We start from the raw sequence: 13,354 nt of genomic DNA, 5'->3' as shown, positions 1-13,354 counted from the left end.
GGCACATCACGAACCGTCCCTCAGATCAGCAAGATGGCGCCTGCCGCGCTGGCGATCAGAAACGGCCCGAGCGGTAGCGGGTCGCCGTGGCGGATGACCCTGCAGACACGAAGGACGCGCATGCTGACGGCCGCGAGGACGAACCCGCTCAGCAGCCCTGCGAACAACTGCTGCCAGCTGAACCAGCCCAGGATCAAGGCGACCGGCGCGAGGAGGACGACGTCGCCGAAACCGAGCCCCTGGCGCGAACCTGCATAGACGGCCAAGCCGACGGTGGTCGCCACAACAGCGGCCAGGCCTGCGCGAAGCAGCGGACCGAAGTCGGACCCCAGCAGAGCCAGGAACGACAACTGGATGACGCTGCCCGCGAGCAGCATGCCGTTGATCCGGTGAGGCAGCCGCTCGACGGTCGAATCGATCATCGCGAGGAGCAGGCCGACGATCACGAACCAGGAGAGTGCGCTCGCCTCCCGCCCCAGTTCGACGGCGGCCCAGCTCAACGCGGTGCTGAGAAAGGTGCCCGCAGCCGCCAGGGGCACCCAGCCGCACCTTGTCAGGGAGGTCCACGACAACTGCTCGCCATGGGTGATCGTGCGGGCAACGGTGAGAACGACCGGTCCGGCGACGACACCGAGAAGCCCGAAAGGTGCCCAGTGGGACATCGCAGCTCCCTCCACATGGAAGTCCTCCAAGTCGACTCGATCTGATCAACGAAAGTTGTCGTTCGACCGGGTGGTCTCCCACGCCTGGCCGCCCGGAATCCGAGGCGACCTGGGGTGCGATCGACATACGCTCACCTCTCGGACCAGGGGGTTGCACTGTTAGTGGTCGGGGGACCACTTTCAGTGTTGGCAGGGTCGACGGCGGTTGGCCAGGGGAGGGGCGTCTCCAGATGAACAGCAGACGGCAGCAGACGGGGGTCGAAACGGTCGAGTTGACCTTCGGCCAGTTGCTCCACGAACTCCGCGAGGGGCGCAAGTTGTCGCTGAGCGAGCTCGCGGCCGGAGCGAATGTCAGCAAGGGCTACCTGAGCAACCTCGAGCACGACATCCGCAGCCCTTCAGCCGAGATCGCCGAGGCGATCGACCGGGCGCTCGACGCCGGCGGCGAGTTGGCCGATCTCGCCGTGCCGAGGCCACGAGCCAGAGCGACTCGCGATCGCATCCGCCCAGCTCAACTACCTGCTGCGTTGCGTTCGTTCGTGCCCCGGCAGGAGGCACTCGACCAGGCCTCGGCCGCGTTCGCCGCCCACGAGGGTCTGATCGCCTTCGACGGTCCGGCCGGCGTTGGCAAGACAGCCTTCACGGTCCACTGGGCTCACACCATCGCCTCGTACTTCCCCGACGGCGTGCTGTTCACGGACCTCCGCGGCTTCGCGGCTGATGCCCCGGAGGACCCCGCCGTCGTGCTGGGCCGGTTCCTCCGGGCGCTGGGCACCTCGCCTCAAGACATTCCGAGCGACTTGGACGGCCGGGTAGCCCTGTACCGGACGTTGTTGGAAGCGACCCGCACACTCGTCGTGCTGGACAACGCCGTGGACGCCGATCAGATCCGGCCTCTGCTGCCCAGCTCTCCGCAGTCGTTGGCGCTGGTGACCAGCCGTAACAGGCTTTCGGGTGCGGTCGTTCAGGACGGCGCGGTCCGGATCACCCTGCGCCCGATGAGCTCTGACGAGGCGCTGGACCTGATGAGGTCCGTGCTGGGCACGCGGGTCGACGGCGACCTCGCAGCGGCCAGGGTCATCGCCGACCGCGCCGGTCGCCTGCCGCTCGCACTGCGCATCGCCGGCGAGCGGGCGAACCTGCTGCCCACCGTGCCGCTCCGCAAGCTCGCCGACGAGCTGACCCGTCGTCAGCCGCTCGACGTGCTGACCGCTGACGAGACGCTGGCTGTCAGGACGGTGTTGTCGTGGTCGCACGACGCCCTTCCGGCGCCGATTGCGGCCACGTTCCGGCAGCTCGGCCTTCACCCCGGAGGCCCGATCAGGATCGAGGCCGCGGCCGCGCTCATCGGCCTCTCACCTCTGCAGGCGCAGGGCCACCTGTCCGCCCTCGCCACGGTGCACCTCGTGGAGCAGACCTCGCAGGACAAGTTCGTGATGCACGACCTCGTCCAAGCGTACGCACTCGAGCAGGTCCGGGAACTCGCCGACGAGGAGACCAACCGCGAGGCGCTGTCACGTCTGGTCGACCTGTACCTGAACACCGGAGCCGCGGCGATCCGGATGCTGTGGCCGTCTCGCCCACGACGGCCGCTCGACCGTCTTCCAGCCGACGTGGCGACGCTGACCTTCCACCGCCCCGCTGACGCGGTCCGGTGGTTCGAGGACGAGTTGCAGCTCCTGGTGCGCCTGGTCCGTCATGGCGCTCGCTGGAACGTCACGTCGGTCGCATATCTGCCGGTGGTGGTGAACGAGATGCTCTTCCACCGCCGTGCGTGGTCGTGGTGGGTGCCTGCGTTGCGGGACGCACTGGAGATGGCGAGGCAGGGTGGTCACCGCGATGCCGAGGCGTGGGTGCTGGAGACGCTCGGTGACGCGGGTATCGACGAGCTGAAGGCCGGCTCGTCGGTCGGCCTGTACCGGCAGGCCATGCGGATCAGGATCGAACTGGGCGACGTGAGTGGTGTTGCGGGATGCCACGTCGGTCTCGGCCGAGCTTGCTACCAGCTCAACGACCTCGACGCTGCGGCCACGCATCTTGAGACTGCCCGCTGGCTGAGCACGGAAGCTGGCGATCGATGGGAGTTCGCGGTGGCTTCCGCGCATCTGGCTTCTGTGCTTGCTGCTGGTGGTGACGTCGCCGCAGCACGAGCTCTGCTCACAGAAGTGCAGGCGATCTTCGACGAGGCCGAGGACCTGATGTCCTCGGGTTGCACCTCGACCTTGTTGGCAGGGCTGGCGGAGTCCGGTGGCGAGTACGAAGCAGCCCTGCACCACCTGGAGAACGCCCTGCGCACCTTCACCGAGGTCGCCGACGTCTGGAGCCAGGCGCACATCCACCGACGCGTTGGTGACCTGCACGCCGACCGCGGGAACCTCCACGAGGCCCACAAGTCGTGGTCCGCGGCCGCCGATCTACTCAGTGGGAACACCGAGCCGACCGCGGCCGGACTGCGAAAGCAGCTGATCGAAAGCCTCAAGGAGGACTTCTAGTGCACCAAGCGCTCAGCACCATGCCTGCGCTCACTGGAAATCTGGAGACCGATGAGAATGCGCTCGCATGGGCCGCGCGCGACTACGGCGGCACCGTGCACGATCGCCCAACAGCCGTCCTACGGCCCGCGGACGCCACCGACATCAGCACGCTGATCAAGCACGCCCGCGAGCACGACCTCGCCGTCGTTCCTCGCGGACAGGGCCACTCCACCGGCGGCCAATCCCAAGCACTCGGCGGGATCGTCATCGACATGACGGCCCTCTCCGCGATCCACGAAGTCGGAACGGACCGAGTCGTGGTCGACGCAGGCGCGAAGTGGAGCGATGTCCTCCGCGCGACCCTGCCGCACGGGCTCACACCGCCAGTTCTCACCGACTACCTCGAACTGACCGTGGGCGGAACCCTGTCCGTCGGCGGCCTGGGCGGGGCCAGTCACCACCACGGCGCGCAGACCGACAACGTGATCTCGCTCGACGTCGTCACCCCTACCGGCGACGTCGTGACGTGTTCACCTGACGCGAACCGTGTTGTGTTCGACGCCGTTCGTGCTGGTCGGGGTCGCAACGGCGTCATCACCCGCGCCACACTCCGCCTTGTCAAGGCGCCTGAAACCGTCGCCTGGCACAAGCTCCACTACGGCACCATCGGTCAGCTCGTGGCCGACCAGCGTCAGCTCGTGACTGCAGGCGCGTTCGACTACGTCGAGGGGCAACTCAAGATCCGCGAAGGGGAGCACGTCGCTGAGCTTGAGGCTGTCTCGTTCGCGGGGCGAGGTGATCTCGGAGGCCTTTCGTTCCGTGAGACCGAGACCCAGACCGTGACCTACTGGGAGTTCGTCGACCGGCTCGCGCATGGAGAGCCGTTCCTGCGCGAGGCCGGGCTGTGGGAGTCGCCGCACCCCTGGTGCAACCTGCTCGTGCCGAGTGCCGCGGTAGAGGACCTGCTTCACCACGCTGATCGTGAGCTCGGCGCGGATCTCTACAGCGACTTCGGCCTCGTCCTCGCCTACCCGTTGCGGACCGACAGGATCTCGACGCCGCTGCTCCGGCTTCCGGCCGACGACCTGGTCTTCCTGGTGGCAGCACTCCGGTACGCACCAACCGCGTCGCCGGAGATCGTCAGCGCAATGCAGGAGGCGAACGGCCACTTCGTCAGCAAGACCCTCGCCGTCGGAGGCACGCTGTACCTCGATCCGCTCTGAGCGGGGCGTCTTCCGTCTGCTCTACGCGGGCAGACGGAAGACGTCTTCCAAATCTGTTGTGGACACCCGAAAACTGAAGTGCAGCAACCACTTCAGGAGAAGGGCAGAAACAACGATGAACGGACGACTCGGCCGGGCCGCGACCACCGTCGGCATGGTGCTCGCGACCACCGCGATGGGACTGATCGACGCACCACCGAGCTCGGCGACGCGGATCATGCCGCAGCGGTGCGGCTTCTACGAGATATCGCCGGCGGTGGGAGAGCTCACCGGTCGGTACGTGCACTGCGCGGACAGCTTCATCCTCATCAAGTTCCACTGGTCCTCGGGCACCACCGGGACCACGTGCGTATCGCCGTGGTGGCAGGTGCCGTTCTACCGGGACGGACAACACAAGGTCGTCAACGCCTACTACGTCACCACTCCGCCGAACCTGACCGGTCCACCTCACGACCGCAGGTGTTCGCTAGGACAACCGCGCGTCTGATCGACAAGCCCTCGAATCATCGAGCGGTGGCGGAACTGGAGCGCTGAGCCCTTTCCCGCGCGAGTTCCCGGAGCCGACGTACCTCGAACTGGTGGGTGAGCACCGCGCGGAACGTCGGTTCGGCGACTCGCAAGGCCAGCACCTGCTTGTCGGGCTTCGAGTGGCAAGCAGCCTGAACGATCAGATCGGCCGCGTCGACCCCGTAGATGCGAGCCAGTTCGGCAAGCGTGATCAAGGTCGGTAGGACGTGCCCGTTCTCGAACGTCGACAGCTCTGCATGTGAGAGTGACGCCTTGGCCGCTACCTCGGCCTGACTTGGTCCAGACGCGATGCGGGCGTCGCGCAGCGCCTTGCCCAGTGCGACTGCGTACGGCTGCTGGGTCGAGAAGTCGCCCAACGCGCGATCGATGTCGAGTCCGCGCTCCGCAACGAGTTCTCGGAGGTCGGCGTCGTCGACTTGCTGGAGGAGGGCACGTGCGCGTTCGACTCGGTCGGCGGACAACCAGAAGTGGTCCTCGGCGGGCACGACGTCCAGATCGGTCCGCCGACCGAGCAGGCGTGCCTTGCTGAACCGCCGCAGTTGGCTCAGCAGGTCAGCGTGGGTAAGCCGGGCGAGCTCTCCGAGCCGGGGGACGGTGTGCTCGACGGCCACCCGCTCGAGCAAAGCCACCAGGACGATGCCACCTTTGCGGCTCCACGAGAGGCGCTTGTCCTTCGTAACCCGCTCGGTGATCTTCATCGGTGCGCTGTCTCGGGGCGTGCGCCCTGTGCTGTCAGCGTGTCGATGACCAGCGCTAGCACGTCCGTCGGGTTGTCGCCGTGGGAAGTGCTGGAGGCGTCGCCATGACGGGAGGGAGGCGTCTCGAATCCGTGGCCCCTTCGCGGCCACGGCAGGATTCCTTCGGATGCGCGCCATGCCTGGTCGCATTCCGTGCATGTCGGCCAGTAGCGGGCTTCGTCGGGCCACTTGTCCGGGCCTGCCGTGACCTCGATGCCGCACAGGGTGCGACCGGCTTCGTTGGCGGCCAGTTCCTGCGGTATCGCGTGGCGCCCCTTGTCGTGTGGCTGCCATTTGTAGCTTCGAACCATGCCCGATCACTTCCCGAGAACGTCCGCGCGACCTGCGCACCTGATGTCGGCAGTGATCCACGGAAATCGACGTGACCATGGAGAACCAGGGCTGCAATCCAGCCGCGACCCAGCAGGAATCACGCATGCGGAGCCGCTACCTGTGTAAACGCCCCGATGACCCGACCGGGTGAAAATGAAGTTCTCTTGGAGGAGCGGTTGTTCGGTGCATCTCCCGAGCTAGCCTGTCCAGGCACAATGCGCCGAATTCGCGTCAGGGGAGACCGATGGCGAAGCCGAGGAAAGGGCTAGCCGCCCACCGCAAGGCCATGGGGTATTCGCAGGAGAGCCTGGCCGAGCTCCTCGGGGTAACTCCTGGAACCGTCGGTCGGTGGGAACAGGGCACGTCCACGCCGGAGGTCTGGCTTCAGCCGCGCCTCAGGAAGGCGTTGGCGCTGTCGGTGCAGGAGCTGGTGGACCTCCTGAACCCGCGTGCCGAGGTGCCGGCTGATGCCGATCGTCTAGAACGTGCGCTCGCGAATCCGTCGAAGGTCGACCTCATCACGGTCGCTGAACTGCGGCAGCGTATCGCGCAGCTGAGCATTCGCTATGACGGTGAGCGGTCGACCGGCCTTCTCGCCGAGGCGGGACAAGCGCTCGGGCAGACCCGGTTGCTGCGTGCAAACGCAGCCGAGTATCGCGTGAAGCGTGATCTGCTCGCGGCCGAGTCGGAAGCCTCCACTTTGATGGGCCAGTTCGTCTGGGACGCATCTCAACGTCGCGATCACGATGCCGCGAAGGAGCACTTCACGACCGCGGCAGAAGCGGCTCGCAAGATCAACGACCCCGTGTTGGAGGCGATCGCGCTCCTGCGCACGTCCTACGTCGAGCTGTACGGCACGGAGGACCCGACCGCGGGCTTGATCTTCACCGAGCGTGCGGCCGACGTTGCCCGTGGGCACAGCGATGTGCTTACGGGGCTGGCCGAGCTGCACGCCGCTGAAGCGCGGGCGATGGTGGGGGAGCGCAGTGCTTGTGAGCGTTCGTTGGAACGAGCGCAGGACCACTTCGGGCGGATCTCGGACGATGAGCCCGTTGCGGAGATGTTCTCCGAGACTCAGCACGACCGTCTGGCCGGATCTTGTTACCTGCGTCTTCACGACGCCCCGAGAGCCCAGACGACATTGGAGCGGGTTGCCTCTCAAGCGCCGTCTCGCTCGAAGTCGCGCAGCATCATCCTGGCGAACCTGAGCCTGGCGCACCTCCAGCAGCGCGAACTCGACCACGCCGCAGCTGCGCTGCACGTCGCGATCGACTGCGTCGAGACGACGTGGGGTGGCGGCGGTCTCAAGGTGATCTTCGGAGTGGCTCAGGAACTGCGTCCCTGGCGCAAAGAACCTGTGGTAGATCAGGTGTACGACCGTCTGTTCACCATGATGGCGGCGTCCTAGAAAGGGTTGTCTGTGGCGAATCCCGACCAGGCCAAGAACGAGGTTCGCCACCGCGTTTGGGACTTGCTCACCGAACACCACGCTGCTCAACCGGACGTGCACGGCTCGATCCCGGACTTCGTGGGCGCCGAACTGGCTGCCCGGAAACTTGCTGAGCTTTCGGTTTGGAAGCAGGCGCGCGTGGTGAAGGCCGTACCGGACAAGCCGCAGTTGCCAGTCCGGTTGCTGGGTCTTCAGCAGAGCAAGCTGCTCTACGTGGCGGTTCCGAAGATCGCCGCGGAGAAGCCGTTCTACGAACTCGATCCCACGACGCTTCCGGTTCTGCCTGAGGAAGCGGCGGTGCCGAAGAAGGCCGCGTCGTTTGCCAGGACCGTCGACACGGACGAGATGCCCAAGATCGACCTGCTCGTGTGCGGCACCGTCGCGGTGAACCGCCGAGGCGTCCGGTTGGGCAAGGGCGCGGGATACGCCGACATCGAGGTCGCCCTGCTGCAGGAGGCAGGACTGATCAGCGAGGCGACCACCATCGTCACGACGGTCCACGACCTCCAGGTCGTCGACGGCGATCTCCCGGAGACCAGCCACGACTTCTCGGTCGATCTGATCGTCACCCCGACCCAGGTCATCGAGTGCGGTCCACCTCGACGCCCGTCGGGGATCCTGTGGTCGGAGCTGGACCCGGCGAAGATCGCCGCAATTCCGGCGCTCGCCTCGCGGGCCGCTCGGCGTGAGGCCGGCTGAACGGGCATCTGGGTTCTGTTCGAGCTGTCACTCTCCTGGTCCCTGACTTGGACTCGCTCCAAGAACTACGCAGGTAGTACGGCGGAGTGTGAGAAGCAGGGGGAATACGTGGGGGCTCAGCTCGACCCGCAATCGCGGGTGACGTTCGCATGGCTCGAGGTGACCGGAAAGTGTCAGCTGCAGTGCGACCACTGCTATGCCGATTCCGGCCCAGCAGGCTCGCACGGGGCGATGACCACCAAAGAGTGGACGAATGTGATCGATCAGCTCGCCGATCTCGGCACGAGGATGGTGCAGTTCATCGGAGGCGAGCCGACGCTGCACCGCGGGCTGCCAGGGCTCGTCGGCCACGCCCTTGGCCGCGGGTTGGAGGTCGAGGTGTTCACGAACCTCGTCCACGTGAGCCCGATCTTGTGGGAGGTCTTCTCGCAGCCGGGCGTCCGGCTCGCTACCAGTTACTACTCCGATGACGCCGAGCAGCACGAGCGGATCACACGAGGCCGGCGTAGCTATGAGCGGACGAGGTCGAACCTCGTCGAGGCGGTTCGGCGGTCGGTCCCGGTGCGGGTGGGCGTGATCGACGTTGATGAAGGCCAGCGTGTGCAGGAAGCGGTTTCGCAGTTGCGGAGCCTCGGAGTCGAGGGCGAGGTGCGGGTAGATCGCCTGCGTCAAGTCGGCCGTGGTGTCCGGGACGGTGGCCCTGAACTGGACGAACTGTGCGGCCAGTGTGGTGACGGTAGGGTCGCGATCGCACCGGATGGGTCGGTGTGGCCATGCGTTTTCTCCCGATGGTTGCCGGTGGGCAACGTGCGGGAAGAGTCGCTCGTCGACATCCTGACAGGACCGCGGATGACGCAAACCGCATCAGCACTCGCGAGGGAGTTCGCGCGGCGACCGCTGAATCCGTGCGTGCCGAACATGTGTGATCCCCAGTGCGGGCCGAGCTGCAGCCCGGCGTGTCGACCAGCTGGCAACTGCACGCCGTCGGGAGCCTGTGCTCCGGACTACCACTGACCGAAGGAACCACCGCTCATGCTCGCCCGCCGCGCCTACATCCCCGACGAGTCACTGCCACGTGGCTCACGGCGGCAATGGCCGCTCGACATCCCGTGCGTCGCCCAGCTGGCGGATGAGGGGATGACGTTCGAGCGGCCGGTCACCTTCCTCGTGGGAGAGAACGGCTCCGGGAAGTCCACCCTGGTCGAGGCGTTCGCCGAGGCGTGGGGGCTGGACGCACACGGCGGGCGGGCTGGACGGAAGTACGTCAACGACAGGCCCAAGTCAGAGCTCGGCGAGATGGTGCAGTTCGAGACCACCGCTCTCGGCTCGCGGCATCGCATCGGTCCGCGGACGAAGCGCAAGGGCTACTTCCTCCGCGCTGAGACCGCGTTCGGATTCATGAACGCGGTGAGCGGTATGAACGGGTACTGGGACGAGGACACCCGCGAGATGAGCCACGGCGAGGGCTTCCTCGCCGTGTTCGCCGCGATGTTCCGCGAGCCCGGTTTCTACCTGATGGACGAGCCCGAAGCCGCCTTGTCGTTCCAGTCCTGCCTACGCCTGATGCACCTGATGCACGAGCTCGGCAAATCGGGAGCGCAGATCATCTGCGCCACCCACTCGCCGATCTTGGCGTCCACACCGAACGCCGACATAATCGAAGTGGGCGAGCACGGTTTCCGGCGGTCGAAGTGGGAGGACCTGGCGCTGGTCGACCACTGGCGCCGGTACATGGCGACGCCCGAGGCCTACCTGCGCTACGTCACCGAGGATTAGGGATGGCCGAGGACCTCACCGACGCCGACGCCCAGTTCCGCGAGTGGATGCTCGAGAACCTTCAACGAGCCGCTACGCACTTCGGTCTTGTGCTGGTCGGCGAGCCGCGGCTCGGCTGGATGGATCGCTCAATCGGTGCGCTCGCGCGCCGTGGCGAGGAGCAGTTCTGGCTGCGCGTGGCGTCGGAGGACAAGCAGTGGATTGACGGCGACTTCTGGACTGGCAACCTCGACGCCAATGTGCTTACCGGCCTGGCCAAGTCACATGTGCTGGACGTCTACGAGTGGGAGGAGCACCGGCAGCAGCGCGCCGAGGTGCTCACCCTTCTGCCGGGCTCGCCGTGCTCGCGCTCCGACGTACTCCGCGAACCGATCGACCTGCCTGACTCGTGGTGGGCGGAACTCCGCCGCACCGTCGACGTGATCGCGTCCATCTCAACGGATCGTGTCAACGCGGATCAAGAATTGGTCAGCAGCCGGATCCGGCAGATGTTCGGGGATGCGGTCGATCCCGTTGTTGCTGTCTGGGAGACCGTGCATGGCGATCTGCACTGGGCCAACCTCATGCGGCCGGATTTCGGCCTGCTCGACTGGGAAGGATGGGGCCGCGGTCCGGCGGGTACGGACGCTGCGACCTTGCTCAGTTACAGCCTCCTCGTACCTGAGACGGTCGAACGCGTGCGTTCGGTGTTCGGTGTCGTGCTGGAGTCGGAGTCAGGCCGGGTCGCTCAGCTCTACGTCGCCTCGCGGCTCCTCCGCCGAATCGACAAGGGTGACCATCCGGACCTCGCGGCCGCGCTCGTGGCCCACGCCGAAGCGCTCCTCTGACCTGCTTGGCGAGGGTGCAACCACCCCATTGGGCTACCGCGTTGCCGGTCTGGCGTTTCTGCTGTTGAGCAGTGGTGGTTGCGGGATTCGTGCTGGGTTGCTGCGCGATTGATGAGCTGGTCCGGGCTGTGCTGGGGCAGTTGGCTGCTTGTGCCTGGCACAACAGATCCCAGCTACAGCAAGGAATCCACCCATGCCACAGAGAAGCTCCACGGCTCGTGGCCGCGAGTTCGGCGCAGGCGTACGGGCAGCGATCAAGGCCTCCGGCATGTCCGCGCGCAGGGTTGCCGAGCTTGTCGGCTGGCAGGAGGCGAAGCTGTCGGACTTCCTCAACGGCAAGATAGGCTGCACCGAGACCGAGCTGGCGCTGCTGCTGGGCCTATGCCGCACGCCCATCGAGGAACGAGACCATCTCTTGGACCTCCGGCCTGCGACGCATGTCAGGGGCTGGTGGCAGAAGCACGCCGCGTGTCCCCCCGTCCGCCTCCGGACTCTGGTCGAGAACGTTGCGGTGGCGAAGACGCTGACCACGTGGCATCCGCACGGGCTCCCGGTCTATCTGCAGACGCAGGACTACATGCGCGCGGTGATCGCGGCCTCTCCGAACCTGCAGGACGGCGAGACGGATCAGCGACTGCAGGCCGGGCAGGAGCTGCAGGAGTTTCTTTTCCGCCGTGACTTGCAATGCACGTTCTACGTCCATGAGCAGGCCCTGCATCTTCCGGTGGGTGGACATGAGGCTCATGTCGGCCAGGTGCACCACCTGTTGCTGACGGCGGTGCGCACGAACGTCGCGATCAGGATCGTGCCGACGGCGGCCGGCGCATACGCAAACCTGTCCGGTGCGTTCACCCGGTTGACCTTCCCCACCTATGAACCGCTCGTCTTCCTGGAACTCGAAGGCTCCGTTCTCATCGAAGAGCAGGGCGAGGCGGTCAAGCGCTATCAGGAGATCGTTCGTTCACTCGCCAGCGTGAGCTTGAACGAGGAAAGGTCGAAAGCGGTGCTGCTTCGGGTGTGCGAGCAGCTGGCTGTTGGTGGTTCGGAGAACGGTCACGTGCTGCCCGGAGCCCTGGCCGCAGGAGTGCTGTTCCGCGGCAGTCCATAGGTGGCGAGCTGGGGGTTCCCTGCTCAGCAGGCAACCCTCAGTCCCGGATCGGCTACGTGGCGAGTGGATGGTGCTCACCGGTGAGGACGGCTAGCGCCCTCGCGATCTCCTCCACCGTGGCACGGATATAGGTCGTGGTGCTGCCCGCGTCGGTGTTGGAGTCGTTGTGTCCGGCGTAGGCACGGGCGACGGCGTAACCAAAATGTCGTTCGACCCAGGTCAGTGTGGTGTACCGGAGCCAGTGCGTGCTCACGCCTTGTTTGCCCGCCCAGGCGAGGTTCTCGCCGACGCGGCTCCAGAGGTAGTCGTAGCGGTGGTAGGTGATCTGGGTTCCGTTCGCGTTGCGGAGCAGACGCCCGTTCGTCGGCGAGCCGCGATGCTCGACATGCTGGAGCAGGTGCCACATCAGCGTGGGAGAGACCGGTTGCCAGCGTGAGGTCTCGCCCTTCTCCCGCAGGTAGACGAGGCACTGCTCCTCATCGAGGTCTTTAGGCCTCAGGGCGAGCGCACCGCCGCGTCGAGCTGCGGTCTCGGTGTGGAACCGGACGATCAGCGAGTCGAGCTGCGGATCGTTGCCGGTCGTCGCGACAACTTCGTTGAGCTGGTCCATCTGCCTGCCCGACAGAGCCCGCCGATTGCTGGGCTGACGCCGCGGCTTGGCCACCTTGGCAGCTGGGTTGGACCGCTCGTCGATCAGCTCGTCATCGACCGCGTGCCGATAAAGGCAGCGCAACGCGGCGATGAGGTGTTCGGCGGCGGAGTTGCCGTTGCGGGTGTTGCGGCGGACGGTCAGGTTGGCCTTGACGTGCTGGACGAGCCGCTGGATGTCGGTGGGGGTGCGGTCGCTGAGCGAGATGTCCGCCCACTGGTCCAGCACCCGGTTCCAGTACGGGGTGTACGCGCGGCGGGTGCCGTCGCTCACCGCGGCTGAGACGACCGGGATGTACTCGCCGAACGTCGGCGCCGGCGGTTTGACGGAGTTGAGCAGATCCTCGGCCGTCACACCCATGCGGTCGAGGACCAGGCGTGCGGCGTCGAGTTCGGCTTGCGTCGGTGCGCTGGTCATGCGTCCTCACCACTTGGCAGGACGCGCAGCAGGAGGTCGTCCAGTGCGATGGGTGGGAACACCGTCACGGTCTGGCGGTCGAGGTGTGTCAAAAGGAGCACCCCGTCGCCGCAGCTCACGGCAGCTGCGCGGCGGGCGTCTGCTGGTAGGCGGAGGTAGCCCTGCTTGGTGGGCTGGAAGACGCCGTGCGGGTCGGCGGTGATGACCAGCAGGCCATCGTGCTCGCGGATGTTCAGCCTCGTGCCCGCGTTCCAGTCCAGTGCGGCCGTGGTGTGCCGGTCGGCAACTCGGCCGCGCTGGTCCACGGTGGCCATCCGGTATAGGACGTTCGTCAGCCTGGGCGGCCGGGACGCGGGGACGGCGATCAGCGGAAGAGGCTGGGCAATGGCGCGGGTCAGGGCGTCGGACGCCTTTTCCGGCGTCGTGTCCGGGACGATCGGGCGGATGTAGGAAATCGTCATCGAACGCCAC

14 protein-coding genes are annotated in these 13,354 nt (G+C 66.4%); 9 read left to right on the top strand and 5 right to left on the bottom strand.

Annotated elements, in window-relative coordinates; translation table 11 throughout:
- Positions 1–20: 20 nt before the first annotated feature.
- Positions 21–662: a prepilin peptidase gene (locus BMY74_RS40525; RefSeq protein ID WP_143091917.1), complete on the bottom strand. Its 642-nt coding sequence runs from the start codon at positions 660–662 to the stop codon at positions 21–23.
- On the opposite strand from BMY74_RS40525, the gene BMY74_RS40520 reads away from it, so the two are divergent.
- From BMY74_RS40520 to BMY74_RS40510, 3 genes are all read left to right on the top strand, one after another.
- Positions 647–3,154 (top strand): ATP-binding protein, encoded by a 2,508-nt coding sequence (locus tag BMY74_RS40520; RefSeq protein ID WP_177230174.1) that lies wholly within the window; start codon positions 647–649, stop codon positions 3,152–3,154. The two genes, BMY74_RS40525 and BMY74_RS40520, sit on opposite strands and share 16 nt — an antisense overlap.
- A complete protein-coding gene (locus BMY74_RS40515; protein ID WP_089926610.1) occupies positions 3,154–4,359 on the top strand; it encodes an FAD-binding protein in 1,206 nt (401 codons plus the stop codon). Before BMY74_RS40520 ends, BMY74_RS40515 begins: the two co-directional genes overlap by 1 nt.
- 115 nt (positions 4,360–4,474) lie before the next feature.
- Positions 4,475–4,846: a DUF6355 family natural product biosynthesis protein gene (locus tag BMY74_RS40510; RefSeq protein WP_089926607.1), complete on the top strand. Its 372-nt coding sequence runs from the start codon at positions 4,475–4,477 to the stop codon at positions 4,844–4,846.
- A gap of 16 nt (positions 4,847–4,862) precedes the next feature.
- Here BMY74_RS40510 and BMY74_RS40505 read toward each other — a convergent pair whose 3' ends face one another.
- On the bottom strand, positions 4,863–5,585 hold the full coding sequence (locus tag BMY74_RS40505; protein WP_177230173.1) for a helix-turn-helix domain-containing protein: 723 nt from the start codon (positions 5,583–5,585) through the stop codon (positions 4,863–4,865).
- The gene (locus BMY74_RS40500; RefSeq protein WP_089926601.1) at positions 5,582–5,935 is read right to left on the bottom strand and encodes an HC3 family zinc finger protein; all 354 of its coding nucleotides are present in this window, start codon (positions 5,933–5,935) and stop codon (positions 5,582–5,584) included. The genes BMY74_RS40505 and BMY74_RS40500 overlap by 4 nt, the downstream gene beginning before the upstream one ends.
- Before the next feature lie 266 nt (positions 5,936–6,201).
- Between BMY74_RS40500 and BMY74_RS40495 the strand changes: the two genes are divergently transcribed.
- The 6 genes from BMY74_RS40495 to BMY74_RS40470 all read left to right on the top strand — a co-directional run bounded on the left by BMY74_RS40495 (position 6,202) and on the right by BMY74_RS40470 (position 11,817).
- Complete coding sequence (locus BMY74_RS40495) at positions 6,202–7,365, top strand: helix-turn-helix transcriptional regulator (RefSeq protein ID WP_089926598.1); 1,164 nt, start codon at positions 6,202–6,204, stop codon at positions 7,363–7,365.
- Positions 7,366–7,377: 12 nt separating this feature from the next.
- Positions 7,378–8,106, top strand: coding sequence for a 5-formyltetrahydrofolate cyclo-ligase (locus tag BMY74_RS40490; RefSeq protein ID WP_218159919.1), 729 nt, complete (start codon positions 7,378–7,380; stop codon positions 8,104–8,106).
- 108 nt (positions 8,107–8,214) lie between these two features.
- Positions 8,215–9,120 (top strand): radical SAM/SPASM domain-containing protein, encoded by a 906-nt coding sequence (locus BMY74_RS40485; RefSeq protein WP_089926590.1) that lies wholly within the window; start codon positions 8,215–8,217, stop codon positions 9,118–9,120.
- 18 nt (positions 9,121–9,138) lie between these two features.
- Complete coding sequence (locus BMY74_RS40480; protein ID WP_089926587.1) at positions 9,139–9,882, top strand: AAA family ATPase; 744 nt, start codon at positions 9,139–9,141, stop codon at positions 9,880–9,882.
- 2 nt (positions 9,883–9,884) lie between these two features.
- Complete coding sequence (locus tag BMY74_RS40475) at positions 9,885–10,709, top strand: aminoglycoside phosphotransferase (protein ID WP_089926584.1); 825 nt, start codon at positions 9,885–9,887, stop codon at positions 10,707–10,709.
- A 193-nt stretch (positions 10,710–10,902) separates the two neighbouring features.
- Positions 10,903–11,817 carry a helix-turn-helix domain-containing protein gene (locus BMY74_RS40470; protein ID WP_089926581.1) on the top strand — a complete coding sequence of 305 codons (915 nt, stop codon included), beginning with the start codon at positions 10,903–10,905 and terminating at the stop codon, positions 11,815–11,817.
- 52 nt (positions 11,818–11,869) lie between these two features.
- Here BMY74_RS40470 and BMY74_RS40465 read toward each other — a convergent pair whose 3' ends face one another.
- Together BMY74_RS40465 and BMY74_RS40460 are read right to left on the bottom strand one after the other, a co-directional pair.
- The gene (locus BMY74_RS40465) at positions 11,870–12,883 is read right to left on the bottom strand and encodes a tyrosine-type recombinase/integrase (RefSeq protein WP_089926578.1); all 1,014 of its coding nucleotides are present in this window, start codon (positions 12,881–12,883) and stop codon (positions 11,870–11,872) included.
- Positions 12,880–13,344 carry a hypothetical protein gene (locus BMY74_RS40460; protein ID WP_245786661.1) on the bottom strand — a complete coding sequence of 155 codons (465 nt, stop codon included), beginning with the start codon at positions 13,342–13,344 and terminating at the stop codon, positions 12,880–12,882. Before BMY74_RS40460 ends, BMY74_RS40465 begins: the two co-directional genes overlap by 4 nt.
- Positions 13,345–13,354 lie beyond the last annotated feature (10 nt).

Origin of the sequence: Lentzea albida, assembly GCF_900111005.1 — a bacterium.
Lineage (GTDB): Bacteria > Actinomycetota > Actinomycetes > Mycobacteriales > Pseudonocardiaceae > Lentzea > Lentzea albida.
The sequence above is the reverse complement of the archived record's forward strand: the minus strand, read 5'-3'. Positions and strand labels throughout refer to the sequence as shown.